The sequence below is a fragment of the Promicromonospora sp. NPDC057138 genome (genome assembly GCF_042670845.1).
GTDB lineage: Bacteria > Actinomycetota > Actinomycetes > Actinomycetales > Cellulomonadaceae > Promicromonospora.
In genome coordinates, this window is the sequence record NZ_JBHUUX010000007.1 from 13,296 (window position 1) to 37,182 (window position 23,887).

At 73.4% G+C, this 23,887-nt stretch carries 18 protein-coding genes; 11 read left to right on the plus strand and 7 right to left on the minus strand.

Translation table 11 applies throughout. The features are described from left to right. The first annotated feature begins 64 nt into the window (after positions 1 to 64). The gene (locus tag ACFT2C_RS06720) at positions 65 to 874 is read left to right on the plus strand and encodes a Ku protein (protein ID WP_377206249.1); all 810 of its coding nucleotides are present in this window, start codon (positions 65 to 67) and stop codon (positions 872 to 874) included. Positions 875 to 880: 6 nt separating this feature from the next. On the opposite strand, the gene ACFT2C_RS06725 is transcribed toward ACFT2C_RS06720, so the two are convergent. The 3 genes from ACFT2C_RS06725 to ACFT2C_RS06735 are packed head-to-tail and all read right to left on the minus strand — an operon-like array spanning position 881 to position 4,916. Then, positions 881 to 1,396: a hypothetical protein gene (locus ACFT2C_RS06725; RefSeq protein ID WP_377206250.1), complete on the minus strand. Its 516-nt coding sequence runs from the start codon at positions 1,394 to 1,396 to the stop codon at positions 881 to 883. Positions 1,397 to 1,398: 2 nt separating this feature from the next. After that, entirely contained in the window at positions 1,399 to 3,399 is a 2,001-nt protein-coding gene (locus ACFT2C_RS06730; RefSeq protein ID WP_377206251.1) for a primary-amine oxidase, read from the minus strand. Between the two features lie 26 nt (positions 3,400 to 3,425). Continuing rightward, complete coding sequence (locus ACFT2C_RS06735) at positions 3,426 to 4,916, minus strand: APC family permease (protein ID WP_377206252.1); 1,491 nt, start codon at positions 4,914 to 4,916, stop codon at positions 3,426 to 3,428. A 238-nt stretch (positions 4,917 to 5,154) separates the two neighbouring features. Here ACFT2C_RS06735 and ACFT2C_RS06740 point away from each other — a divergent pair, with 238 nt between their 5' ends. Both ACFT2C_RS06740 and ACFT2C_RS06745 read left to right on the plus strand, forming a co-directional pair. Next, positions 5,155 to 6,720 carry an APC family permease gene (locus tag ACFT2C_RS06740; RefSeq protein WP_377206253.1) on the plus strand — a complete coding sequence of 522 codons (1,566 nt, stop codon included), beginning with the start codon at positions 5,155 to 5,157 and terminating at the stop codon, positions 6,718 to 6,720. Continuing rightward, positions 6,720 to 7,427 (plus strand): helix-turn-helix domain-containing protein, encoded by a 708-nt coding sequence (locus ACFT2C_RS06745; RefSeq protein WP_377206254.1) that lies wholly within the window; start codon positions 6,720 to 6,722, stop codon positions 7,425 to 7,427. The genes ACFT2C_RS06740 and ACFT2C_RS06745 overlap by 1 nt, the downstream gene beginning before the upstream one ends. Positions 7,428 to 7,491: 64 nt before the next feature. Here ACFT2C_RS06745 and ACFT2C_RS06750 read toward each other — a convergent pair whose 3' ends face one another. Continuing rightward, the gene (locus ACFT2C_RS06750) at positions 7,492 to 8,010 is read right to left on the minus strand and encodes a hypothetical protein (protein ID WP_377206255.1); all 519 of its coding nucleotides are present in this window, start codon (positions 8,008 to 8,010) and stop codon (positions 7,492 to 7,494) included. Positions 8,011 to 8,335: 325 nt separating this feature from the next. On the opposite strand from ACFT2C_RS06750, the gene ACFT2C_RS06755 reads away from it, so the two are divergent. The 4 genes from ACFT2C_RS06755 (at position 8,336) to ACFT2C_RS06770 (ending at position 12,773) form a co-directional block, all read left to right on the plus strand. Continuing rightward, positions 8,336 to 10,003 carry a metallophosphoesterase gene (locus ACFT2C_RS06755; protein ID WP_377206256.1) on the plus strand — a complete coding sequence of 556 codons (1,668 nt, stop codon included), beginning with the start codon at positions 8,336 to 8,338 and terminating at the stop codon, positions 10,001 to 10,003. 10 nt (positions 10,004 to 10,013) lie between these two features. Next, positions 10,014 to 10,760, plus strand: coding sequence for a metal-dependent transcriptional regulator (locus tag ACFT2C_RS06760; RefSeq protein ID WP_377206257.1), 747 nt, complete (start codon positions 10,014 to 10,016; stop codon positions 10,758 to 10,760). Positions 10,761 to 10,837: 77 nt separating this feature from the next. Further along, on the plus strand, positions 10,838 to 12,067 hold the full coding sequence (locus ACFT2C_RS06765) for an MFS transporter (protein ID WP_377206258.1): 1,230 nt from the start codon (positions 10,838 to 10,840) through the stop codon (positions 12,065 to 12,067). Between the two features lie 46 nt (positions 12,068 to 12,113). Then, the gene (locus tag ACFT2C_RS06770) at positions 12,114 to 12,773 is read left to right on the plus strand and encodes a vitamin K epoxide reductase family protein (RefSeq protein ID WP_377206259.1); all 660 of its coding nucleotides are present in this window, start codon (positions 12,114 to 12,116) and stop codon (positions 12,771 to 12,773) included. 6 nt (positions 12,774 to 12,779) lie between these two features. On the opposite strand, the gene ACFT2C_RS06775 is transcribed toward ACFT2C_RS06770, so the two are convergent. Next, positions 12,780 to 14,075, minus strand: coding sequence for an alkaline phosphatase family protein (locus tag ACFT2C_RS06775; RefSeq protein ID WP_377206260.1), 1,296 nt, complete (start codon positions 14,073 to 14,075; stop codon positions 12,780 to 12,782). A gap of 129 nt (positions 14,076 to 14,204) precedes the next feature. On the opposite strand from ACFT2C_RS06775, the gene leuS reads away from it, so the two are divergent. After that, positions 14,205 to 17,156: a leucine--tRNA ligase gene (gene leuS / locus ACFT2C_RS06780; RefSeq protein WP_377206395.1), complete on the plus strand. Its 2,952-nt coding sequence runs from the start codon at positions 14,205 to 14,207 to the stop codon at positions 17,154 to 17,156. Positions 17,157 to 17,218: 62 nt separating this feature from the next. Here the strand turns inward: leuS and ACFT2C_RS06785 are convergent, their stop codons facing one another. Then, positions 17,219 to 17,992, minus strand: coding sequence for an endonuclease domain-containing protein (locus ACFT2C_RS06785; protein WP_377206261.1), 774 nt, complete (start codon positions 17,990 to 17,992; stop codon positions 17,219 to 17,221). Between the two features lie 286 nt (positions 17,993 to 18,278). Between ACFT2C_RS06785 and ACFT2C_RS06790 the strand changes: the two genes are divergently transcribed. Then, positions 18,279 to 19,160: a DegV family protein gene (locus tag ACFT2C_RS06790; RefSeq protein WP_377206262.1), complete on the plus strand. Its 882-nt coding sequence runs from the start codon at positions 18,279 to 18,281 to the stop codon at positions 19,158 to 19,160. Between the two features lie 93 nt (positions 19,161 to 19,253). Here ACFT2C_RS06790 and ACFT2C_RS06795 read toward each other — a convergent pair whose 3' ends face one another. Beyond that, complete coding sequence (locus ACFT2C_RS06795) at positions 19,254 to 20,126, minus strand: alpha/beta fold hydrolase (RefSeq protein WP_377206263.1); 873 nt, start codon at positions 20,124 to 20,126, stop codon at positions 19,254 to 19,256. Positions 20,127 to 20,574: 448 nt separating this feature from the next. Between ACFT2C_RS06795 and ACFT2C_RS06800 the strand changes: the two genes are divergently transcribed. After that, positions 20,575 to 21,372, plus strand: coding sequence for a helix-hairpin-helix domain-containing protein (locus tag ACFT2C_RS06800; RefSeq protein WP_377206264.1), 798 nt, complete (start codon positions 20,575 to 20,577; stop codon positions 21,370 to 21,372). Beyond that, entirely contained in the window at positions 21,369 to 23,885 is a 2,517-nt protein-coding gene (locus ACFT2C_RS06805) for a ComEC/Rec2 family competence protein (protein WP_377206265.1), read from the plus strand. Before ACFT2C_RS06800 ends, ACFT2C_RS06805 begins: the two co-directional genes overlap by 4 nt. The last annotated feature ends 2 nt before the right edge of the window (positions 23,886 to 23,887 follow it).

Below are 23,887 nucleotides of genomic sequence, written 5' to 3' on the forward strand. Positions count from 1 at the left end.
GCTGGTCCGTCGGCCCAGACCGAAAACCTGGGCATGTGGTGCGCTTGGGGCGCACTATAGGTGGATGAGGGCGATCTGGAAGGGTGCCGTGACCTTCGGCCTCGTCAACGTTCCGGTCAAGCTGTACAGCGCGACCGAGGACCACGACGTGCCGCTCCACCAGGTGCACGACGCCGACGGCGGACGCATCCGGTACAAGCGCGTGTGCGAGGTGGACGGCGAGGTCGTGCCGTACGAGCACATCGACCGCGCCTACGACGACGGCGAGCGCACGGTGGTGCTCACCAAGAAGGACCTCGCCGACCTCCCGGCCGAACGGGACCGCGAGATCTCGGTGGTGGAGTTCGTGCCGAGCGAGCAGATCGACCCGATCATGTTCGACCGGACGTACTACCTCGAGCCCGACTCCAAGTCCACGAAGGCGTACGTGCTGCTGCGCCGCACGCTGGAGGAGACGGACCGCACCGCCGTCGTGAAGTTCGCCCTGCGGCAGCGCACCCGGCTGGCGGCCCTGCGCGTGCGCGAGGAGGTGCTCGTGCTGCAGACGCTCCTGTGGGCCGACGAGGTCCGCGAGGCCGCGTTCCCGTCCCTCGACGAGCCCGCGAAGGTCACCGAGAAGGAGCTCACGATGTCGGCCCAGCTCGTCAGCAGCTTCGAGTCCGACTTCACGCCCGAGGACTACGAGGACGAGTACCAGGTTCAGCTGAAGAAGCTCGTCGACGCGAAGCTGGAGGCCGGTGAGACCGTCGACACGGCGGCGACCTTCGGCGAGGCGGCCGAGGGTGAGGGCGAGGGCGCCGAGGTCGTCGACCTCATGGAGGCGCTCAAGCGCAGCGTCGCGGACGCGAAGAAGTCCCGGCGCAAGACGGGGTAGCCGTCGTCAGACGAGGACGGCGGCCGCCATGAGCGCCACCGAGCCGGCGCCGGCCAGGGCGCCCACCCGGTCCGCCGTCCGCCGTCCGGGGGCGGCGGCCACCACGCAGCTCGCGACGACGAACGCCGCGGCCGTGCCAACCCCGACCATGGTCAGGGCGTCCGAGTCCGTGCTGTGGTGGTGCCCACCCGCGGCCGGCCCGGCTCCGGCCGACCCTGCCGCGGCAGCGGTGAGGACAGCCATCGCGAGCAGGGAACCGACGTGCAGCTGGTGACACGGATGGCGTTCGCCGGCCTCGGGTGACGCGCGCCGCAGCGTCCTGGCCAGGGCGACGGCGGCGGTGAGCAGCGCCGCGACCCAGACCAGGTCCGGCAACCCGGCGGGGAGGAGCGCCAGGTCGGCCATCGCGAGGAGCATGAGCAGCCCCGCTGCGACGGCGGCGCGTCCGCACCGCCCGTGGGCCGGGGTGCACGCGACGGCGAGCACCGCCGGCCCGAGGGCGAGAGCGTGGAGCACTCCCATGTTCAGGCGTCGTGGTGGTGGGGGCAGGGCCCTGCGCCGTGCGTCCCGCCGCAGCACTGGGCCGACGTCGAGGCGGGCACGTCCAGCGTGGGGTTGCGGTCGAAGAACCCGTAGGGGGCGAGCTTGAAGCTCGCGTAGTCCACGGGCATCACCGGCCAGTCCTCCGGGCGCGGGAAGTGCGTGAGCCCGAAGGTGTGCCACAGCACGACGTCCTGCCCCTCCAGCGGCCGGTCCTGGGCTTGCCACGCGGGCAGGCCGTCGCCGCCGGCGTGCTGGTTGACGTACGTGCCCGCGGCGTACTGCTCGTCGTCGGCGAACTGCGTGACCCATACGTGCTGGGTGGCGAACGCGGCGCGCGACGCGATCGAGGAGTCGTCGGCGGCCAGGAGGGTGGGGGTGTCCTGCGCGTGCAGCACGTATGCCGTCGGGCGACCGAGCCGGTTGGTGCGCTCGGTCGAGCTGATGTGCCAGGTGCGGCCTACCGACCCGTCGGCCCGGCGTGCGGCGCCGGCCTCCGAGGTCAGGCGCGTGCGCTTCGCGGTGAACGCGTTGCCGAACGGGTTGCCCTCGCCAATCGGCACGCGCACGGCCTCCACCTCGTCGACGGCGTTGGCCGTGCCGTCCACGTCCAGGTCGAGCCGGGCCGAGAACAGGTGCTGGTGGTAGGGGGCGCCCAGGCCGGGGGCGACCTCGGACGCGTACGGGTACGGCTCGCCGTCGGGCCCGGAGCCAGGGTAGGCCGAGGAGAAGAGGAAGCCGGTCAGCTTGGCCTCGCACTCGATGGTGCCGTCCAGGTACAGGTACCAGTAGAAGCCGTAGTCGTAGTTGCCCACCGTCGTGAAGAAGGAGATGACCATGCGCCTCTGGCGGCGCGTCTCGTTGACGCCCGTGAAGATGTCCGAGTGCTTCCACAGCACCCCGTAGTCCTCCTCGTGCAGGCAGATGCCGTTCTCGACCACGCGGGGCCGGCCCCGCTCGTCGGCGAGGACGGCGTCGAGGTAGCGGATCTCGCCGAGGCAGTCGCAGCCGAGCTCCAGCGAGTTCACGTACCGGCCGAACAGGTACTCGCCGGTGTCGAAGTAGTTCTGCCAGAACCGGGTGGGGGACGGGTCGGCGTAGGGCACGACCATCTCGGAGATCGACGCCCGGTAGGCCACCGAGCGCTGCTCGCCCGCATCGTCGATCGAGAGGCGGTGGAGCACCAGCCCTTCGCGCGCGTCGAACGACACCCGCACCTGCCAGCCCTCCCACGTCAGCAGGCCGTCGGCGGACACCTGGAAGGACGGGCCCTCCGGCTGCGTGATCTCGATGGGCCGGAGCGTGGTGCGGGGCGAGCCCGCCAGGTCGGGCTCGGTGTAGTTGCCGTGCTCGGCGGGCACCGGCACGACCGCGTGGTCGATGACGCGGGTGACCTCGCGCGTCGTGAGGTTCACGTACGCGACCAGGCCGTCGACGGGGTGCGCCCACGGGTGGTCGGCCTCGTGGTCCTGGCGGAACCCGAAGACGCGGGCCATGCGCTTGCCGACCTCGTCCTCGTAGCCGAAGACGCCCGCTGACAGCGGCACGGTCACCACCGTGGCGGGATCCAGGCCGCGTGCGGCCAGGGCGGCCAGCCACTCGGGCGACGCGGCAACGATCCCGGGGACTATCTCGAACTCCTCGTCGAGGATGGGCAGCTGGCCCACCTGCGCGGTGTCGAGCACCTCCTGGGACACGACGACGCCGGCGGTCACGTCCACGACGGCGTCGTGCTGGACGCCGGTGGCCAGGTCCAGGAGCTGGACCCGCACCCGCCGGGGCGGCAGGGCTCCGGATCCAGCCTCCCAGGCGAGGACGGCGGCCTTGGGCGCCTCGAGCAGCCCGACATAGACGAAGCGCGTGGTCTCCTCCACCAGACCGGCCGAGCCGACGACGGCGGCCGCGGCCGTGATCTCGTCGGCGGACAGGGTGGCCAGCGGATGGGTCGCGGCGGAGGTCGGGGCGATGGTGTGCGTGGCGGTCACGGTGTTCTCCTCTCGAAGGCCCGGCGTCAGCCGATGGCCTCGGTGATGCGGGCGTAGGTCTCGGGTCGGCGGTGGCGCAGGACGGCTGCCTGCACCCAGCCGGCGACGGGGCTGAGCACGATGAGGGCGAGCAGGACGGCGCTGGTCACGCCGAACCGCTGGTTGCCCGCGGCGTCGACGTCGCCCACCAGGAGCGGGAAGTACGCGACGATCGCGACCGCCGCGCCGGCCAGGCCCACGAGGCCGAGGGCCGGCGCGACCACCGTGTTCCACGCCCGCGCGTCCTGCCGCGTGCGGCGGAACCAGACGATGATCGCCAGGCTCGTGACGGCCATGAGGATCGCGATGGCGAGCGTGGAGACGCCGGCGAACCAGGTGAAGACCTCCAGCACGGGATCCAGGCCGGCCAGCGCGAACACGGTCACCAGCACGACCGTGGTGGCCGACTGCAGGAGCGACGACAGGTGCGGGGACAGGTGCCGTGCGTGCACGGCGCCCACGGCGCCGGGCAGCAGGCCGGCGTTCGCCATCGTGTGCTGGTAGCGCGTGACGACGTTGTGGAAGCTGAGCACGCACGCGAACATGCTGGTGATCAGCAGGACGTTGATGACCACCTCGCCAGCCGTGCCGAGGTACTTCGCGGTGGTCGTCAGGATCATCCCGCCCGGGTCGGCGGCGGCGACGTCGACGGCGTGGTCGGGACCCCAGGCCATGATGAGGCCCCAGGTTGCGAGCGTGTAGAAGATGGTGATGCCGATGACGGCGCCGTAGGTGGCGCGCGGGATGGTGCGGGCTGGGTCGCGCGCCTCGTCGCGGAAGACCGCCGTGGCCTCGAAGCCGATGAAGGCGGCGATCGCGAACGTCAGCCCGATGGCCGGCGACCCGGAGAGCACGGTGGCCGGCTCGAACGGCTCCAGGGACAGGCCCTGGTCACCGCCGGTGATCACGACGCCGGCGACGACCGCCAGCACGATGCCGATCTCGCCGACGAGCAGGACGCCCAGCACCTTGGACGACAGGTCGATGTGCCGGTAGCCGAGCACTCCCACGAGCGCGGAGACCGCCAGCGACCACAGCCACCAGGGCAGCTCCGGCAGGCCGAGCCGGGCGAACGTGCCCGACAGGAGATAGCCGATGTACCCGTACACCGCCGCCTGGACGGTGGTGTACGTCAGCAGCGCGAGGTAGGCGGCGCCGAGGCCGGCCCGACGGCCCAGGCCGTAGCCGACGAACGTGAAGAACGCGCCCGGCCGCGGGACCACGCGCGTCATGGCCGCCAGGCCCACCGAGAACAGCAGCAGGACGGCGCCCGAGACGACGTAGAGGGCGGGGAACCCGACGCCGTTGCCGAGCAGGATGCCGAGCGGGGCGGCGCCACCGACGACGGTGAGCGGCGACGCGGCGGCGACCACCATGAAGACGATAGCGAGCGGCCCGAGCTTCCCGGTGAGTGCGCGCCGGGCAGGGACGGGACCCGCGTCGGCCGGCGACGAGCCGGTACGGACCGGAGCGGACATGGGGACCTCCAGGGACGGGACAGGGCGTCGAGGGTGACGTCACCAGGCTCCGGGGCGGCGATTGCTCGGCGGTCTCGGGCCCGTAAACCTTGGCCGGGGGCGGCCGAGACGCCGCCGGCGCCCGTGTCTCGTTGAGGGTCACACCGCCGAAACACGGTCCGGCAGTTGTCGCAACAGGCCGTTGCTACGCTCCCGCGCACTCAGCCGGACGACGGCCCGACGACGGAGGGAGCGCCCCATGACCACGCCCACGTCTCCGGCGCGCGCCCGCCGGCCCGTCGTCGGGACCCGCTCTCCGGTGCACGGCCTTGCCCGTCGCTCGCTGCCGTTCACCGACGTGGTGGCGCAGTCGCTGTCGGCCGTCGCGCCGTCGGCCGCCGCGACGACCATGCCGCTCCTGGTCGCCACCGTGGCCGGCGGGTCGACGGCGCTCGCCCTCGCCGTCGCGCTCGTCCTCGCGGTCGCGGTCGCCGCCTGCGTCAACCAGTTCACCCGGCGCATCGCGGCCACGGGGTCGCTGTACACGTTCGTCGTGCGCGGCCTCGGTGCGCGCGCCGGGGTGGTCACCGGGGTGGCCATGCTGCTGGGCTACGGGTTCATCACCATGTTCGCCCTGGCCGGCGGCGGCTGGTACGCGCACATCCTGATCGGCCGGTTCGTCCCGGCCCTGGCCTCGGGAGCGGCCCCCGCGCTCGTCGTCGTGCTCCTCATGGGCGCGACGGTGTGGTGGGTGCTCCTGCGCGGTATCCGCCGCTCGGCCCGGGTCACGCTCGTCGTCGAGGTCGGCTCCGTGGCGCTCCTCGCCGTGCTCGTGCTCGCGATGCTCCTGCACGCGGGGCCCGCGGATGCCGTCCGCGCCGCGATCCCCGCGCCCGGCACGGGCCCGGCGGATGTGGCAGTCGGCACCGCGATCGCGCTCACCGCGTTCGTGGGCTTCGAGTCGGCAGCCACGGTCGGCGCCGAGGCACGGCATCCGTTCCGCGCTGTCCCGCGCGCCATCACCTGGACCGCGCTCGGGTCCGGCCTGCTGTACCTGGGCGCGTCGGTGAGCCAGCTCGTGGGGTACTCGGGCCTCGGTCTCGACCTGGCCGGCGCCCGCTACCCGGCCAACGAGCTCGCGGCGGCGTACGGCGTGAGCTGGGCGGGTCCGGTGCTCGACGTCGGCATCACGGCGTCGTTCTTCGCGTGCGCCATCGCCTCGTCGACCGCTCTGGTGCGCGTGCTGTTCACCATGGGGCGCGAGGAGCTGGCGCCCCGGTCGTTCGGCGTAGCGCACACGGTGCACGGCACCCCCGCTCGGGCGCTGGCGGTGACGATGCCGGTGGTGACGCTCGTCCCGGTCGCGGTGGTGCTGCTCGGCGCGGACCTGTGGTCGGCCATGCAGGTGATCCTGGTCGTGTCGGCGGGCGGCTACATCACCGCCTATGTCCTGGTGTGTGCCGCCGTCCCGGCCTTCCTGCACCGCGTTGGCGAGGTGACCTGGCGTCCCGTCGCGCTCTCCGCGGGTACCGCGACGCTGCTGGCCTGCTTGCTCGTCGTCATGCTCGTGGTCCAGAGCGGCTCGTCACGCCAGGCCGGGGTGTGGGCGTTCCTCGCGCTCCTGGCGGTCGGCGTCGCGACCGGACTAGCCCGGCTCGGGCGGCTCCCGCGGCTGAGGCGCGGGCTGGGCGTGCACGACGAAGCCGTCGTCGCCGACCTCCTCGGTGCCGGGCGCGTGGACGACCGGGCGCGCTCGCCGCGATCGCCCGGTGGTTCGGGCCCGTCCGGCGGTTCCGGCCCGTCCGGTGGTACGGCGGCCGCCTGATGAGCCGGCCCATCTTCGGCAGCCCGGAAGCCGCCGCGCGGCTGCTCGGGCTCGTGGACGGGAACGCGGCGGACAGCTCCGCAGCCGTCGGCGAGGACGAGCTGCGCGGGCGTCAGCCGCGCGCCGTGCGGCACGCCCTGCAGGTACTCGAGTGCGTGGCCGCGTCCGGGGCCGGCGTGACCGGTCAGGAGATCTCCGCCGCGCTCGGCCTCTCCCGCGCGACGACGTATCGCCTGGTGCAGGTGCTGACCGAGGACGAGTACCTCGTCCGGCTGCCGGACCTGCGCGGGTTCGCGCTCGGCCATCGGGTGTCCGCGCTGTTCCCGCCGCCCGCGCCGCGGCCGCCGCTCGCCGCGCGGCTGGTGCTGGACCGGCTGCGCGCCGGGCTGCGCGGTGGGATCCACCTCATCCGGCTCGACGGCGTGGTCCGCGCCGTGGTCGACGAGGACCCCGACTTCCCGCTCGTCCCCGAACCGGGGGTGCACGAGGTCGTCGACGGCGTCTGTGGCGAGCTGGTCGCCGGAGCGAGGTTCGCTGCCCGTGGTGGCGACAGATGGGCCGCCATAGGCGTCACCGTCCTCGACGAGCTCGACCGGCCGATCGCCGGTCTGGTACTCGTCGCGCTCGAGGACCGGATGCCCGGCGTCGCCGAGGCCGACGGCCGGCTCGCGCCCGCCGCCGTCGAGCTGGGGCCGTTGCTGGCCTGACGGGGGCGCTCCTGACGGGGGCGCTGGCGGGTCGCGGCTGCTGCCGGGGTCGTGGGCTGCGATCTCACGAACCGAGCCGTGCCGCCAGGCCCTGCTCGCCCGCGCGCATCACACGGGCGTGCGCCCAGGCGAGCGGTCCGGGGGCGACCCGGGCTGCCGCGCGGAACCAGGCCGGGACGGGGGACACCCGCCAGACGAGGCGGACCTCGGTCGAGCCCTCGCTGGTCGAGCCTGTCGAGACCCCGTCGGCCGTGCCAGTCGAAACCCCCGACACCGTCACCTCGGCAACGCCCGCCAGGTCCCCGGAGACGTCCAGCCGCGCGCGGCCCGGCTCGCCGTCGGACGGCGCCGTCGTCTCCGTCAGGTCCAGCCGGAACCGCAGGGCGTACCCGAGCGGGCTGCGGACCCGCAGCCGGGCCCACGCCCCGGGCGCGGCGAGCCCGTCCGACCCGACGACGGAGTGGGTGGCGTCGGCGGTCAGCCCTGGCCACCAGTCAGGCCAGGTGAACTGCGGTTTGGCGAGCACGGACCAGACCCGCTGCACGGGGGCGGCCGGGCGCCAGACCGACTCGAGCACGAACATCAGGCCATCCTGCCGTCCTGGCCGGCGGGCGGACAGTGGGCCGAGCCGCAAGTTGGTCGTCGGATCGGACGGGCCGAGCCGCGACCTCTGTGTCCACTTGTCCAAGCCACCGGCGTCGAACCGCAACCCACGAGTCCGTCGCGGGGTCGAGCCGAAGGCTGTGCGTTCTGCAAGCGCCAGATAGACGCGCGGGTTGCGGTTCGGCGCAAGTGGTCGTTCAACCTGCGGTTCGGCGCCGACGCCGGTGCCGACTTCGACGAGGGCTCCGGCTACCGCCGCGCCCGCAATGGGCGACATGCGTGCACCGCGTGACAAGGTAGATGCGATGAACCGCACCGACCCACCCCGCTGGCTGCGCTGGACCCTTGCCGGCGTCGTCGCGGTGCTCGCGTGCCTGACCTACGGGGTCACGACGGCGAAGGCAGACCTCAGCCTCGGCCCGCACGAGGCCACGTACGCGGTCACGGCGGACGACAGCCTGGTCGCCGACCTCGGCCCGCTCGGCACCGTCGTCACCGACTCCCCGCTGCCGCTCACCCTCGGCGTGCGGATCACCGTGCACGAGATCCCCGCCGACCTCTCCGCCGTCGACGCGGCCAGCTTCGACGCGCTCGCCGGAGACCTCGACGGGTACCTCCAGTTCTTCGACAGCCCCGAGCAGACCGTGCGCACCGTGACGTGGGCCCTCGTCTGGGACGCCGTCCGCGGTACGGGCGCCGCCGTGCTGCTGGTCGTGGCGGCCGGCTTCGGCGTGCGGGCCCTGCTGGGTCCTGCCCGACGGCGGGACCTCGCCCGGGCGCTCGCGGCCCGCACCTGGGAGATCACCGGCGCCGTGCTCGTCGTCGTACTGGTGGCTGCGACCGCCGCCGCGAGCGCCGGGCCCGAGGAGCGGGCGACGCTGCCCGCCTCGCCGGTGTTCGAGGGGACGGCCCTGGAGGGCGCGCGGATCACGGGCCGGCTGGCGGGCGTGATCGACACGTACAGCGGCCAGCTCGTGGACACGTACCAGGCCAACGAGGTGTTCTACGCGGGGGCGCGGGAGAAGCTGATGGCGGCCTGGGACGCGCGGGTCGCCGAGCAGGAGGCGGCGGAGGGCGGCCGGGGCGGCGCGGCGTCGGCGAGCCCGGAGGACGACGGGTACGTGACGCTCCTCGTCGTCGCGGACCTGCACTGCAACACCGGTATGACGCCGCTCATCCGCGACCTGGCGGACCGGCTGAGGCCCGACGTCATGCTGAACGCGGGGGACACGACCATCAACGGCACGAGCGTGGAGTCGGTCTGCGTGGACTCGTTCGCGTCCGCGGTGCCGGACGGCGTCCCGTTCGTCGTGGCGGACGGCAACCACGACTCGCGCCTGACGACGGCCACCGAGCTGGCGAACCGCCAGATCGTGCTCGACGGCGACGTGGTCGATGTGGAGGGCCTGCGGATCCTGGGCGACCGGGACCCGCTGGAGACGCGCATCGGCGGCGGCACGGTGATCGCGCGCGAGGAGACGCCCCAGGAGGCCGGCGAGCGCCTGCGCGACGTCGCGTGCGAGGCCGCGGGGGAGCCCGGGCTCGGCGGGTTCACCGCCGAGGACCGGGTCGACCTGCTGCTGGTGCACCAGCCGGCCGTCGGGGACGCGGCGCTGGAGTCGGGCTGCCTGCCGTTCCAGATCTCGGGGCACATGCACACGCGGATCGGCCCGGAGGTCGTGGGGTACGGCGTGCGGTACGTGAACGCGAGCACGGGCGGCGCGTCGAAGGGCAACACGTCGGTGGGCCCGCTGCGCGACTCCTCCGAGATGACCATCCTGCGGTTCGACCCGGAGGCCCGGCGGTTCGTGGACTGGCAGCTCGTCGAGGTCACGACGGAGGGGGAGGCGGCGGTGAGCGAGCGTCAGGCGGTCCCGCCCGCCGGTGTGCTGCCCGACGAGGTACCGGACGACGCGCCCGGCGACGTGCCGGGTGCGGGTCCGGCGCCGACGTCCGCTGCGTCGGGCAACTAGGCTCAGGGGCGTGGAGATCACAACCGACCCGGCCGAGCTGACGCCCGTCGCCCAGGACTACCTGAAGGCGGTGTGGTCGGCCCAGGAGTGGTCGGACGAGAAGGTGACGACCAAGCATCTCGCGGACCGGCTGGGGGTGGGTGCGTCCACGGTGTCGGAGACGGTGCGTCGCCTGTCCGGGCAGGGCCTGCTGGAGCACGAGCGGTACGGGGCGATCCGGCTGACCGACGAGGGGCGCCGTCTGGCGCTGGTGATGGTGCGCCGGCACCGGCTCCTGGAGACGTTCCTCGTGGACCAGCTCGGGTACGGCTGGGACGAGGTGCACGACGAGGCGGAGGTGCTGGAGCACGCGGTCTCGGACGTGTTCGTGGAGCGGATGGCGGAGCGCCTGGGGAACCCGTCGCGGGACCCGCACGGTGACCCGATCCCGAGCGCCGACGGCACCGTGGTGCGGCCGTCCGCCGTCCCGCTGTCGTCGATGCACGCCGGTGATGCCGGCACGGTGGTCCGGATCTCGGACGCGGACCCCGACGCGCTGCGCTACCTCGCCGAGCTGGGCCTGGACCTGGACATGCGGGTCGAGGTCACGACGCGGCGCGAGTTCGCGGGCACGGTCGCCGTGTCCTGGACGTGCCCGGCGCCCCGGCAGGACGGGGACGACGCCGCGGGCGCCGCCGACGCGCAGCCCGGCGCGGACGAGCGGGTGGCCGATCTCGGCCTGTTGGCGGCTTCCCGCGTGTGGGTGGCGCAGGAGTAGTCTTCCTCCGTTCCTCCCCGCTCGTCGCCGGTGTCGCTGACGGTCTCCCCGAATCGATACGACACACTGGAGTCCCCATGGCGACCAGCTCCCCGCAGAGTGCCCCGGACCGTACGACGGCCGCCGCGTCCATGCGCCGAGCGGCGCCCGCGCTCGTCGCGCTGGCCGTCGGCGGTTTCACCATCGGCACCACCGAGTTCGCCGCGATGGGCCTGCTGCCCGACGTCGGCGCCGACCTCGGCGCGACCGACCCGCAGGTGGGGCACACGATCACCGCGTACGCGCTCGGCGTCGTCGTCGGGGCGCCGCTGCTGACGGTGGCCGCGGCGCGGATGTCGCGCAAGCGCCTGCTGCTCGTGCTGATGGGCGCCTACACGCTGGCGAACGTGCTGTCCGCGGCGGCGCCGGACATCGGCTGGCTCGTGGCCGGCCGGTTCTTCGCGGGCCTGCCGCACGGCGCGTTCTTCGGCGTCGGCGCGGCGGTGGGGGCCGCCGTCGCCGGGCCGGCCCGGCGCGGGCGGGCGGTCGCGACCATGATGACGGGCCTGACCATCGCGAACGTCGTCGGCGTGCCGCTGTCCACGTGGGTGGGGCAGGCGTTCGGGTGGCGCACGTCGTACGTGCTGATCGGCGTGCTCGGGCTGCTCACGCTCCTGGGGCTGTGGCGGCTCGTCCCGGCCGGTGCCGGAGGCGTCGGCCGCTCGGTGCGGACCGAGCTGGCGACCCTGCGGAACGCGCCCCTGTGGTTCGCGTTCGCGGCGGGGGCCATCGGCTTCGGCGGCATGTTCGCCGTCTACACCTATGTGGCCCCCACGATGACCGGCGTGACCGGCCTGCCCGGCGGGGCCGTGCCGTGGGTGCTCGCGCTGTTCGGCGTCGGCATGACTGTGGGCACGCAGATCGGCGGGCGGCTCGCCGACCGTGGCGTGCTGCGCGCCGTCCTCATCGGCTTCGTCTCGACTGCCCTCTCGCTGGTGCTGTTCGCCCTGACCGGCGGGTGGGTGGTGCCCGCGCTGGCCGCGCTGTTCCTGCTCGGCGTCACGTCGCAGATCCTGGGCCTCGCGTTCCAGACCCGGCTCATGGACCTGTCACCCGGCGCGCCGTCGCTCGGCGCGGCGCTGTGCCACGCCGGGCTCAACGTGGCCAACGGAGCGGGTGCGTTCCTGGGCGGCGTCGTCATCGACGCGGGCTGGGGCTACCTCGCGCCGGCCTGGGCGGGTGTGGTGGTCACCGTGCTCGGACTGGGCATGATCCTGGCGTTCGGGCGGCAGCGGGTCGCCCACCAGGTCGCGGAGACAACTTTGTGACTTTGGACCCAGGAATGTTTCAGGCTCCGCCGGTAGCGTGGGCCGGGTGACAGAGACCGGGGCGACCACGACGTCGTCGGACAGCTCGATCAGCGACGAGAACGACACAGCGGCACCCGTGCGCACGCCTCTTGGCGCGCGGACCATGGGGCTGCTCCTGGTGGTGCTGGGAGGCATCGGGTTCGTCGCCTCGTTCGCACTGGCCTGGGAGAAGTACCTGTCGTTCGTCGAGCCGGAGCGGACGGCGTCCTGCAGCATCAACCTGTTCGTGACCTGCAGCGCCGCCATGGAATCGTGGCAGGGCGCGCTGCTCGGCTTCCCGAACCCGTACCTGGGCGTCGCGGCGTTCCCCGTGGTCATCACGACGGGCGTGATGCTGCTGCTCGGTACCCGCCTGCCGCGCTGGTACTGGCTGTCGCTGCTGGCCGGGACCGTGGTGGGTCAGGCGCTCGTGTTCTTCCTGATGTGGACCAGCTTCTACTCGATCGTCGCGCTGTGCCCCTACTGCATGGTCGTGTGGACCATCATGTGGCCGCTGCTCTGGTACCAGATCGTGCGGGGCGTGCAGTCCGGCGACCTGCGCGTGGGCGAAGGCCTGCGGGACGCGATAGCGGGCAACCACGTCATCATCCTGATCATCGGCTACGTCGTGGCGGTGGCGTGGCTGATGCTCGCGGTAGGCGGGCCCTTGGTCGACTCGTTCTGAGGCGCTTCAGCGGCGCAGCGACTCGCGTAGTGCCCGGCCCTCGCTGCCCGACGGCGGCGCGTAGCCCAGCAGTGCCGAGATCGTCGGCGCGACGTCGATGTGGCGCGGGTTGCTCGGGTGCGCGCCGGGCAGGACGCCCGCGCCCGCCAGCACCAGCGGTACGTGCAGCTCCGTCGTCGCGCCGTGCCGCCCGGCCGGGTCGGCGGGCGTGGCGCCGAAAGACCAGCCGGGCTTCGGCTCCACGAGCAGGTCGCCGTAGCTCGGGCTCATGTGCATACGGGCCTGGTCCGTCTTGTCGAACACGGTCCGCACCTGCGGCAGCGCCTCCAGCGCCGTCCTCAGCTGCGCGACGGCGGCCGGGTCACCCGCCCGCTCGCCGATGATCTGCACGTTCGCGACCCCGCCGACGACGATCACGACGTCGGTGCCAGGAGCCGGCGACTGGCCGCTGGTGAGGATCTGCGGGGTGAAGCCCGCCGCCTCGATCGCGGCGAGCCCCTCGGCGCCGAAGCCCTTGTCGAAGGTGGTCATGCCGTGGTCGCCGGTGATGACGAACGCGGTGTCGCCGTAGATTCCCGCCTCCTTCGTGGCCGCCACGATGCGCCCGAGCTGCCGGTCGATGTCCGCCAGGGCTCCGGGGATGCGCGGGTCGGCGTCGCCGCCCTCGTGACCGATCGCGTCGAGCACGTCGCAGTAGACGGTCATGAGCTCCGGGATGCCGTTCGTGGTCACGAGCTGCCCGCCCGAGCTGACGGGTTCGCCCCGCAGCACGGCGACGGCGTCGTCGGTGCGGCGGGCGCAGTCGCCACCTGGCTGGGTGTAGAGGCCGTCGGGGTCGCCGAAGGTGACGCCGTAGTTCTGCAGGATGAACCATTGCGACGAGAAAACGGTGCCGCCCTGCTCGCGGACCGACTGCGCGATCGTGGGCACGGCGAGGTCGCGCTGCTGGCCCTTGGCGGTGCCGGTCGCGGAGTCGAACCAGTAGGCGGTGTTGCGGTGCGTCTCGGGCCACGCGCCCGTGGCGATGGACGACCACGACGGGTTGGTGATCGAGGTCATCACGCCGGTAGAGGTGGTGACGCTGCCCTGGCGCAGGAGGCGCTGCAGGTTCGGCATCGGCGCCGCTCCGGAGCGGACCAGGTCGAGGTACTCGACGTCGAACCCGTCGAGCGCCAGGAACACGACGTGGTCGGCGGGGCCGTCGCCGGCTTCGCTCGCGGGCAACGCGGAGACGGTGTTCGGGGCCACCCACACGATCGTGGCGGCGATGCTGGCGGCGAGGACCTTTCGCAACGAAGGCATCATGCGGACAATTCGAGCACTCGAGCAGGGAACTCCGGGGGAGGCGCGGGCGAATGTCGGATGAACCTTCGCCCTGTGGACGACCGAGGGCCGGGGACCCGGTCGGTCGGTAGACTCGGCCGGGTGACCATGCCCGACGCACCCGAGCGCACCACGTCTTCGGACGAGCCCCGTTTCCGCTACACCCCGGTCCTCGCGCAGCAGATCGAGCTGCGCTGGCAGGACGTCTGGGAGGAGCGCGGAACCTTCCACGCGGCGAACCCGCAGGGGCGACTTACGGGGCCGGGCGGGAGCCCGGCGGAGGGCGACCCGTACTTCATCATGGACATGTTCCCGTACCCCTCGGGTGCGGGCCTGCACGTGGGCCACCCGCTGGGCTACATCGCCACGGACGTGACCGGGCGCTTCCGCCGCATGCGCGGCGACAACGTGCTGCACGCGCTGGGCTACGACGCGTTCGGCCTGCCCGCCGAGCAGTACGCCGTCCAGACGGGCCAGCACCCGCGCACCACCACCGAGGCCAACATCATCAACATGCGGCGCCAGCTGCGCCGCCTCGGCCTGGGCCACGACTCGCGCCGCACGTTCGCGACCATCGACCCGGAGTACATCCGCTGGACCCAGTGGATCTTCCTGCAGATCTTCGAGTCCTGGTACGACGCCGACGCCGAGCGTCCCGGCCCGTCGACCGGCTCGGGAACCGGCCGTGCCCGCCCCATCGCCGAGCTGCGCGAGGAGCTGGCCGCCGGCACCCGACCCGTTCCCGGGCACGACGGCGACAACACCGGCGGCGCCGTCTGGTCCGCGCTGAGCGAGTTCGAGCAGCGCGACGTCATCGACGCGCAGCGCCTCGCCTACGTGGACTCCTCCCCGGTGAACTGGTGCCCGGGCCTGGGCACGGTGCTCGCCAACGAGGAGGTCACCTCCGACGGCCGGTCCGAGCGCGGCAACTTCCCGGTGTTCCAGCGCAACCTGCGGCAGTGGAAGATGCGCATCACCGCGTACGCGGACCGCCTGGCGGACGACCTGGAGCTGATCGACTGGCCCGACAAGGTCAAGTCGATGCAGCGCAACTGGATCGGCCGGTCGGTGGGCGCCAACGTGCGGTTCGACGTCGTCGGGACCGCCGAGGAGGACCCGGCCGGCGCGGCGGGCAGCCTCGAGGTCTTCACCACCCGTCCCGACACGCTGTTCGGCGCCACGTTCATGGTGGTGGCCCCGGAGCACCCCCTGCTCGACGAGGTCCCGTCGGCCTGGCCCGACGGCACGCGGTCCGCGTGGACCGGCGGGTACGACACCCCGATCGCGGCCGTCGCTGCGTACCGCCGCGAGGCGTCCGCGAAGACCGCCGTCGAGCGGCAGGCCGACGCCGGCAAGAAGACCGGAGTGTTCACGGGGCACCTCGCGGTGAACCCGGCCAGCGGCATGCAGGTCCCGGTGTTCACCGCCGACTACGTGCTCATGGGCTACGGCACCGGCGCCATCATGGCCGTGCCAGGCGGCGACGAGCGCGACTACGCGTTCGCCGAGGCGTACGACCTGCCGGTGATCCACACGGTGGAGCCGGCTGGCGGCCTGCCCGAGGACCACTCCGGCGCGTACGCGGACGACGGCGTCGCCGTGCGCTCGTCGAACGAGGAGATCTCGCTCGACGGCCTGGGCGTGACCGAGGCCAAGGCGAAGATCATCGCCTGGCTGGAGAGCAAGAACATCGGCGAGGGCACCACCACCTATCGCCTCAACGACTGGCTGTTCAGCCGGCAGCGCTACTGGGGCGAGCCGTTCCCCGTGGTCTGGGACGAGAACAACCGGCCGGTGGCGATCCCGGACGCGATGCTCCCGGTGGACCTGCCCGACGTGCCGGACTACGCACCGCGCACCTTCGACCCGGAGGACGCGAACTCCGAGCCGGAGGCGCCGCTGGGCCGCAACGACGAGTGGGTCAACGTCACTCTCGACCTGGGCGACGGGCCCAAGACCTACCGCCGCGACACCAACACGATGCCCAACTGGGCCGGGTCGTGCTGGTACTACCTGCGCTACCTCGACCCGGCCGAGACCGCGGCCGCCGCGCTCCCGGAGCTCGAGAAGTACTGGCTCGGGCCGCAGCACAACCCGACGTCCGGCCCCGCGGGCGGCGTCGACCTCTACGTGGGCGGCGTCGAGCACGCGGTGCTGCACCTGCTGTACGCGCGGTTCTGGCACAAGGCCCTGTTCGACCTGGGCCACGTGACCGCCATCGAGCCGTTCGGCAAGCTCTTCAACCAGGGCTACATCCAGGCGTACGCCTACACCGACTCGCGCGGCCAGTACGTGCCGGCCGAAGAGGTCGAGGGCGACGAGCAGACCGGGTTCACCTGGCAGGGCCAGGCCGTCAACCGTGAGTACGGGAAGATGGGCAAGTCGCTCAAGAACGTCGTGACGCCCGACGAGATGTACGAGCAGTACGGCGCCGACACGTTCCGTGTCTACGAGATGTCGATGGGCCCGCTGGACCTGTCGCGCCCGTGGGACACCCGCGCCGTCGTCGGCTCGCAGCGGTTCCTGCAGCGGCTCTGGCGCAACGTCGTCTCGGAGGAGACCGGCGAGCTCACGGTGACGGACGACGAGCCCGACACCGCCACGCTGCGCGCCGTGCACCGCACCATCGCCGACGTCCGCGTCGAGATGGAGAACATGCGGCCCAACACGGCCATCGCCAAGCTCATCACGCTGAACAACCACCTCACGGGGCTGTCGTCCGTGCCGCGCTCGGCCGTGGAGCCGCTGGTCCTGATGACGGCGCCCGTCGCGCCGCACATCGCGGAGGAGCTGTGGTCCCGGCTCGGGCACGAGGAGTCGCTGGCGCACGCGCCCTTCCCGGCCGCCGACGCCGCGTACCTCGTCCAGGACACCGTGACCTGCGTCGTGCAGGTCCAGGGCAAGGTGCGCGCCCGGTTCGAGGTCGCCCCGGACATCTCCGCGGAGGACCTGGAAGCGACGGCCCTGGCCGAGCCGAACGTGGTCAAGTTCCTCGACGGCCGCGGCGTCCGCAAGGTGATCGTCCGCGCCCCGAAGCTGGTCAACATCGTCCCGTCCTAACCTTTCGTTGAGTGCTGGGTATTTGTTGGTTTTGCAGCCTGAAACCAACAAATACCCAGCACTCAACGTTTGTTGATCGCCGTCTCGATGCGGGCGATGATGCGGTTGGGGTGGCGGATGACGTCGTCCGCCGTCGCCGTGATGATCAGCCAGCCCGCGTCCTCGAGGCGCTGCCGGCGTTCGACATCCCGGCGCCAGGTAGCCGGGTCGGTACGGTGATGGTCGCCGTCGTACTCGATCGCGATCTTGAGTCGTGGATAGGACAGGTCGGGGAGCGCGAGGAACTGCCCTTCGTCGTCCAGCGCGGGGACATTGACCAAGGGCTCGGGCAGTCCGGCGTCGACGATGAGCAGCCGTAGGTCGGTTTCCATCGGTGAGTCGGTTCCCGGGCGGATCAGCTCGATCGCCTCCCGGCAGAGCGTGAGCCCTTTCATCTTGAACGTCTCGCGCATCAGGAAGCTCAGTGCGTCGGTCGTGGTCACGGGATTCTTGCGGCGTGTCATCGCATCCCCGAGGCTGACCAGGCTGTTCCTGTTCAAGCGGTGTGCCACCTGGAGCCAGGTTTGCGGTGGCGAGGTGATCCGCAGGCCGAACCGGTCGACGACGTCGAGCTGCTTCTGCCCGCAGAAGTGCGGGGTGACGGCGAATCGCTGTGGTCGTTCGCCTCGGCGCGGCGTGACGATGTGGATCGCGTGATCGTCCTCGAGCTGCCAGGGGATGTCGACGCCGAGCAGGCGGAGCGCTGTCGTCCGGGCGAATGCCGCGTTCGGGTGCACGACCCGGGCGATTGCCCGGCAGCGGTCGATCACCGACGGGTCGGTGTCGTCGATTCGCACGCCGGATGTGGGAGCCGAGAACCGTCTGGTCCGCAGATCATGTGCGCTGATGTCGAGATCTGGCGCTTCGGAAACCGTGAAGATGTCGGATGGCACACATCCAGGTTCAGCCGTTCGGCCGACCCCGGCTGACTATCCACAGCCCCAATCCCGGTCAGGTCGCTGAGTGCTGGGTATCTGTTGGGTTTCGCTGCCAGAGCCAACAAATACCCAGCACTCAACGGAGGGTTGGGAGGCAGGTGCGGTTTGCGGGTTCGGGTTCTCGCGCGGATAGAGTGGCGCGGTCATGCGCAACCGACGTCGTCATTCCCGCCCGGCACCCCAGGAGGTGCGGGTCGTCACCGACTCCACCGCCTGCCTGCCCGCCGGCCGGACGGGCGGCCTGGTCGTGGTGCCCCTGCGCGTCCTCGTGGGGGACGAGGCCTACGCCGAGGGCGAGGACATCACCCCCGAACGCCTGGCCGAGCTCGTCGCCGAGGGCGAGCAGGTGACCACCTCTCAGCCGCCCCCGGAGGCGTTCGCCGCCGTCTACCGCAGCCTGGGCGGCGAGGGTGCCCGCTCCATCGTGTCGGTGCACCTCTCGGGCGCGCTGTCCGGCACGGTCGGCTCGGCGGGCACCGCAGCCGCGCGGTCGCCGCTGCAGGTCCGCGCCGTCGACTCGCGGACCGGCGCGGCGGGCCTCGGCTTCGCCGCGCGAGCCGCGGCCGAGTGTGCAGCCGCCGGGGCCGACGCCGACCACGTCGCCGCCCGGGCGATGGAGGTCGCCGGCACGGCGCACGTCCTGTTCGTGGTCGACACCCTGGAGCACCTGCGCCGCGGCGGCCGGCTGTCCGGGCCGGCGGCGGCGCTCGGCACGGTCCTGGGCGTCAAGCCGATCCTGAAGCTGTCGGACGGCGCAGTCGAGCTCTCCCAGCGGGTGCGCACCCGCGCCGCCGGGGCCGAGCGCCTGCTGGAGCAGGCGGCGGGCCTCGTCGCCGAGGCGGAGCGGCCGGTGGTTGCCGTGCACCACTTCGGCGCGCACGACCGGGCGCAGGCGCTGGCCGGTCGCCTGCACACGCGCACGCGGGCGGACGTCGAGGTCACACCGCTCAGCGCCGTGCTCGGCGTGCACGTCGGCCCCGGCACGCTCGCCGTCGTAGTCGCGGACCTGGGCACCCACACGCACTAGGCCTCCGGCTGGGGTGATCGGTAGACCGTCAGGAGATCGGCAGACCGAGCTGCCGATCTCCTGACAGATTGCCGATCACGCGGGCCGTGCGGCTCAGGGCGTCAAGACCTCGCGCAGCTTTGCCGCGAACTCCTCGGGCTTGTCGGCCGGCTGGCCGTACTCGCCGCCGCTGAAGCCGCCGTGGCCGCCAGGGAAGACGACGGGCTCGGTGCCGAGCAGCGCCGCGGCCGCGATGGCAGACCGGCCGGCCATCCCCTGGTCCGAGTCCGTGCCGACGCCGATCACGACGCGCGGCGTGCCGGTCCTGATGGTCGCGTATGCCGGCTCGAACGGGGGGATCGTCAGCATGTTCACGCTGAGCAGCAGGTCGTCGCGGGAGCCGTCGTCCTCGGTCGGCAGGCCGAACGTCGCCGGGTCCGGCGCCGGCTGGTTTGCGTAGTCGGCGGTGAGCTCGCCCTCGGTCATGAGCAGGGCGATGAACTTCGCCGTGGCGGGCCCGGAGCCCTTGGCCTGGTAGGTGTCGTAGATGTCTCGCATCGCGGCGACCATGGCGTCGCGGTCCGGCAGCGCCGTCGGCAGCGGCGGCTCGTGCGCGACGACGGTCCGCACGTCCTCCGGGTGCGTCGCCGCGAGGCCGAGCGACACGGTGGCGCCGCCGCTGGAGCCGAACAGGTCCACGGGGCCGCCTCCGACGGCCTGGATGATCCGGTGCACGTCGTCGGCGAAGGTGGGGATGCCGGGCAGGTCCGCGCTCGCCTCGCGGGTGCTGCGCTCGACGCCGCGCGGGTCGTGGGTCACCACGGTCCGGTCGGCGAAGTGGCTCGCGAGCGTGGCGAAGCCCTCCGCGCCCATCGGCAGGCCGATCAGCAGCAGCGGCGGCTCGTCGGTCGGTGCCGCGGGCTCGCGCACGTCGTAGGTGAGGACGGCGCCCGGCACGTCGAGGGTGAAGGTCTTCTTGTCGGTCATCGTGACGCTCCTGATCGTGGCGCGTGGCCCAGTCTGCTGGGTGCCGTCCGGGTTCTCGCGCGCTCTGCCAGGTCCGACGCCGCGGCCGCGGAGAACTCATCGGTGGCCGTGGTGGAAATCTGTCGACCGATCACGCAGACCCTCATCACGGCCCGGTGCGGGTGCGAGCCCGACCACAGGGGACGTTCTTCCGCGTCTGTGCACAGGCGGGCCGCCGGGCTCTCCTGGGGCATGCGGCGCGCGCCTAGCGTCCTGAGACATGCAGCCAAAGACCGCACAACAGCGACTTCCAGACCCGTGGCCGTTCAGCCCGGTGCCCGGGTCCGGTGACCAGGCTGAGCCGTCGGCGCCGGGCCCGCCGACTCCCTCGGCAGCGGATCCCTGGGCCGCGGGTCCACTCGTCCGGAGTGCGCCCCAGGATGGAGCCAGGGACGAGGCCGACGAGCTGGTGGCCCGCCTCCGTGCCCGGCGCTCGACCTCGGGCGTCGCGGCGGCCTACGCCGCCGCGCACGGTCATCCGACCGACCCGCGCGCCGAGCAGGGCGCGCGCCGGTGGGCCCTGACCGGCACGACGGCGGTGGTAGCGATCGTCGCCGTGCTCCTGCTCGGCGTGGGCGTGGCGGCGTTCTCGCTGGGCGGCGACGGGGCCGAGTCCCTGACGCCGGTGGCCGCGGGCGAGGAATCGTCCGGTGGGTCGGCGAGCCCGTTCGCGGAGGGCTTCCCGGAGGCGACCCCGACCGGCGCAGGCCCGGATGCCGGCGCGGGCCCGGTTCCGGGCGGAGGGCCGGACGCCGGCTTGCTGGTGCACGTGGTCGGCGCGGTGGCCGAGCCCGGCCTGGTCACGGTGCCCGACGGCGCCCGCGTGGCCGACGCGCTGCAGGCCGCCGGGGGCGCGACCGGCAAGGCCGACCTGACCGCCGTGAACCTTGCCCGGACCGTGGTCGACGGCGAGCAGCTCTACGTGCCGGAGCCGGGGGAGACGGTGCCCGGGGCCGAGGCGCCGGCCACGGGCGACTCGGGTGTCACCGGCGGGGAACCGGCGGCGGGCGCCGCCGTCGACATCAACGCCGCGGACGCGGCGGCGCTGGAGGCGCTCCCCGGCGTCGGGCCGTCGATCGCGCAGGCGATCGTCGAGTGGCGCGAGGCCAACGGGCCGTTCGCGAGCGTGGACGAGCTGGAGGACGTGCCGGGCATCGGCCCCGCGACGCTGGACGAGATCCGCGAGAGCGCGCGGGTGGGACCATGACCGACCTGCGGATGGTGCCCGCGGCCCTGGCGGTCTGGGTGACGGCGTGGCTGCTGACCGGGCCCGGGGGAGCCTGGAGTGGCCCGGTCACGTGGGCGGCCGCGGCCGGTGCCGCGGCGGCCTGCCTGGGCGTGGCGGCGACAGCCTTGGCGCGGCGCCCTCACCGGCCGGCCGTTCCGCACGCGGCCGCCACGTATGCGACTGTCCCGCACGCAGCCGTCCCGCACGCGGCTGTCCCGCACGCGGCCGCCACGTATGCGACTGTCCCGCACGCGGCTGTCCCGCACGCGGCTGTCCCGCACGCGGCCGTCGCGCACGCGGCCGTCGCGCACGCGGCCCTCGCGGCGGCCTGCGTCCTCGCGGTCACGGCGTCCGCGCACGTCCAGCTCGCCGGGCGTGCCCCGCTGGCCGATCTCGCGGACCAGCGGGCGACCGCGACGCTCACGGGGGTCGTCGTCGCCCAGCCGGAGCCGTTCTCCTTCGCGCCCGGCGTGGAGCAGTACCGCTGGGTGCTGGCCGCCCGCGCGGTCGACGCCCGGGGCGTCAGCTCGGCGGCCCGTGCCCACGTCGGGGTGCTCTCCGGCACCGCCCCGCGCTACGGGGCGACAGTGACGGTGTCCGGATCGCTGCGGCCCGCCGACCCCGGCGCGGCGGAGACGGCCCGCCTGACCGCCGACGGCGCCCGCGAGATCCGCGCGCCGCCGTCGGCCCTGCGCGTGCTCGATACCCACCGCACGGCGCTGCTCGACGTGACCGACCCGCTGTCCGCGCAGGCACGCGGGCTGGTACCCGGCGCGGCGATCGGCGACACCTCACGCCTCCCGGACGACCTCGCGGACGACATGAAGACCTCCGGACTGACACATATCACTGCCGTCTCGGGCGGCCACTTCGCTGTGGTCGTCGCCGTCCTGACCCTCCTCTGCTCGCTGGCCCGGCTGCCGAGACCGGTCAGGGTGGCCCTCGTCGCGCTGGCATCCCTCGCCTTCGTGGCGCTGGTTCGGCCCGAGCCCGCAGTGCTCCGGGCAGCGGTCATGGCGGCGTTCGCTCTGACGGGCGTGGCGATCGGGCGGCCGTCGCAGTCCGCCCCGGCGCTCGCGGCGTCGGTCGTCGGGCTGCTCGTGGTCGACCCGTGGCTGGCGCGTTCGTTTGGGTTCGCGCTGTCCGCGGCGGCAACCGCGGGCCTCGTGCTGCTCGCGGCACCCCTGGCCGCGCGGCTCGAGCCCTGGACGGGAGACGCGGCGGCGTTCGCCCTCGCGGTCCCGCTCGCCGCGCAGGCGGCGTGCGGCCCCGTGCTGGTGCTGCTCGACCCGTCGGTGTCCATGGTCTCGGTCCTCGCGAACCTGCTCGCCGCCCCCGCGCTCGTGCCGGCCACCGTCCTGGGGCTGGTCGCGACGGTTCTCGCGCCGTGGCTCCCGGCCCTCGCCGGCGTCGTCGCGTGGGCGGCGTCCGGCGCCACGTGGTGGATCGCGACCGTCGCGCACTGGTGTGCCGCGCTGCCCGGCGCCACCGTCCCCTGGCTCGGCGGGCCGGCCGGGGCGCTGCTGCTCGCCATCGTCAGCGGGCTGGCCCTGTGGGCGGTCCTGCGCCGCCCTCCCCGCCCGGGCTGGCCCGAGTCGTGGCGTGCCGCGGTGCGTTCGGGCCTGCGCGAGGCGCTCGCGGCGCGACGGCGGCGGCTCACTCGGGGCCGGTTCGTCGCGCTCCTGGCGGCGGGCGCGGCAGCCGCGCTGGTGATCGCGGTCGCGGTGCCGCGCCTGGCCGCCCGGTCGGGGATACCGGAGGACTGGCAGGTGGCGATGTGCGACGTCGGGCAGGGGGATGCGCTCGCCTTGCGCACGGGACCGGCGTCGGCGGTCGTGGTGGACGTCGGGCCGGAGGGGCCGGCGGCGGGGCGCTGCCTCGACCGGCTCGGCGTGACCCGGGTGGATCTGCTCGTGCTGAGCCACTTCCACGCGGACCACGTGGGCGGCATCGGGCCCGTGCTGGCGGGGCGCGAGGTGACCGCCGCGCTGGTGTCACCGGTGCCGGAACCGGCGGCGAACGCCGCGGCGACCGGGTCGGCGCTGGCCGCCGCCGGCGTACCGGTGCGGGCAGCGCGGGCCGGGGACCAGGGCACGGCGGGCACCCTCGCCTGGCGGGTCCTGCTGGCAGGCGCGGGCGACGGTGCCAACGACTCGAGCGTGGTGCTCGCCGCGCGGGCCGCCGGGCTGGACGTGCTGCTGCTCGGCGACCTGGAGGACGCGGGCCAGGCGGAGCTGGTCCCGCTCGTCGGCCGTGCCGACGTCGTCAAGGTCGCCCACCACGGCTCGGCCGTGCAGTCGCGCGCCCTGGCGGAGCGGCTGAACCCGGCGGTCGCGCTCGTCTCGTCGGGCAAGGGCAACGAGTACGGCCACCCGACGGACGAGGCGCTCGACCTGTACTCGGGCCTCGGCGCCGCCGTGGTCCGTAGCGACGAGTGCGGCACGACGGCGCTGGTCGTGCGCGGTGGGGAGGTGTCCCTGGCGGGCTGCTGACC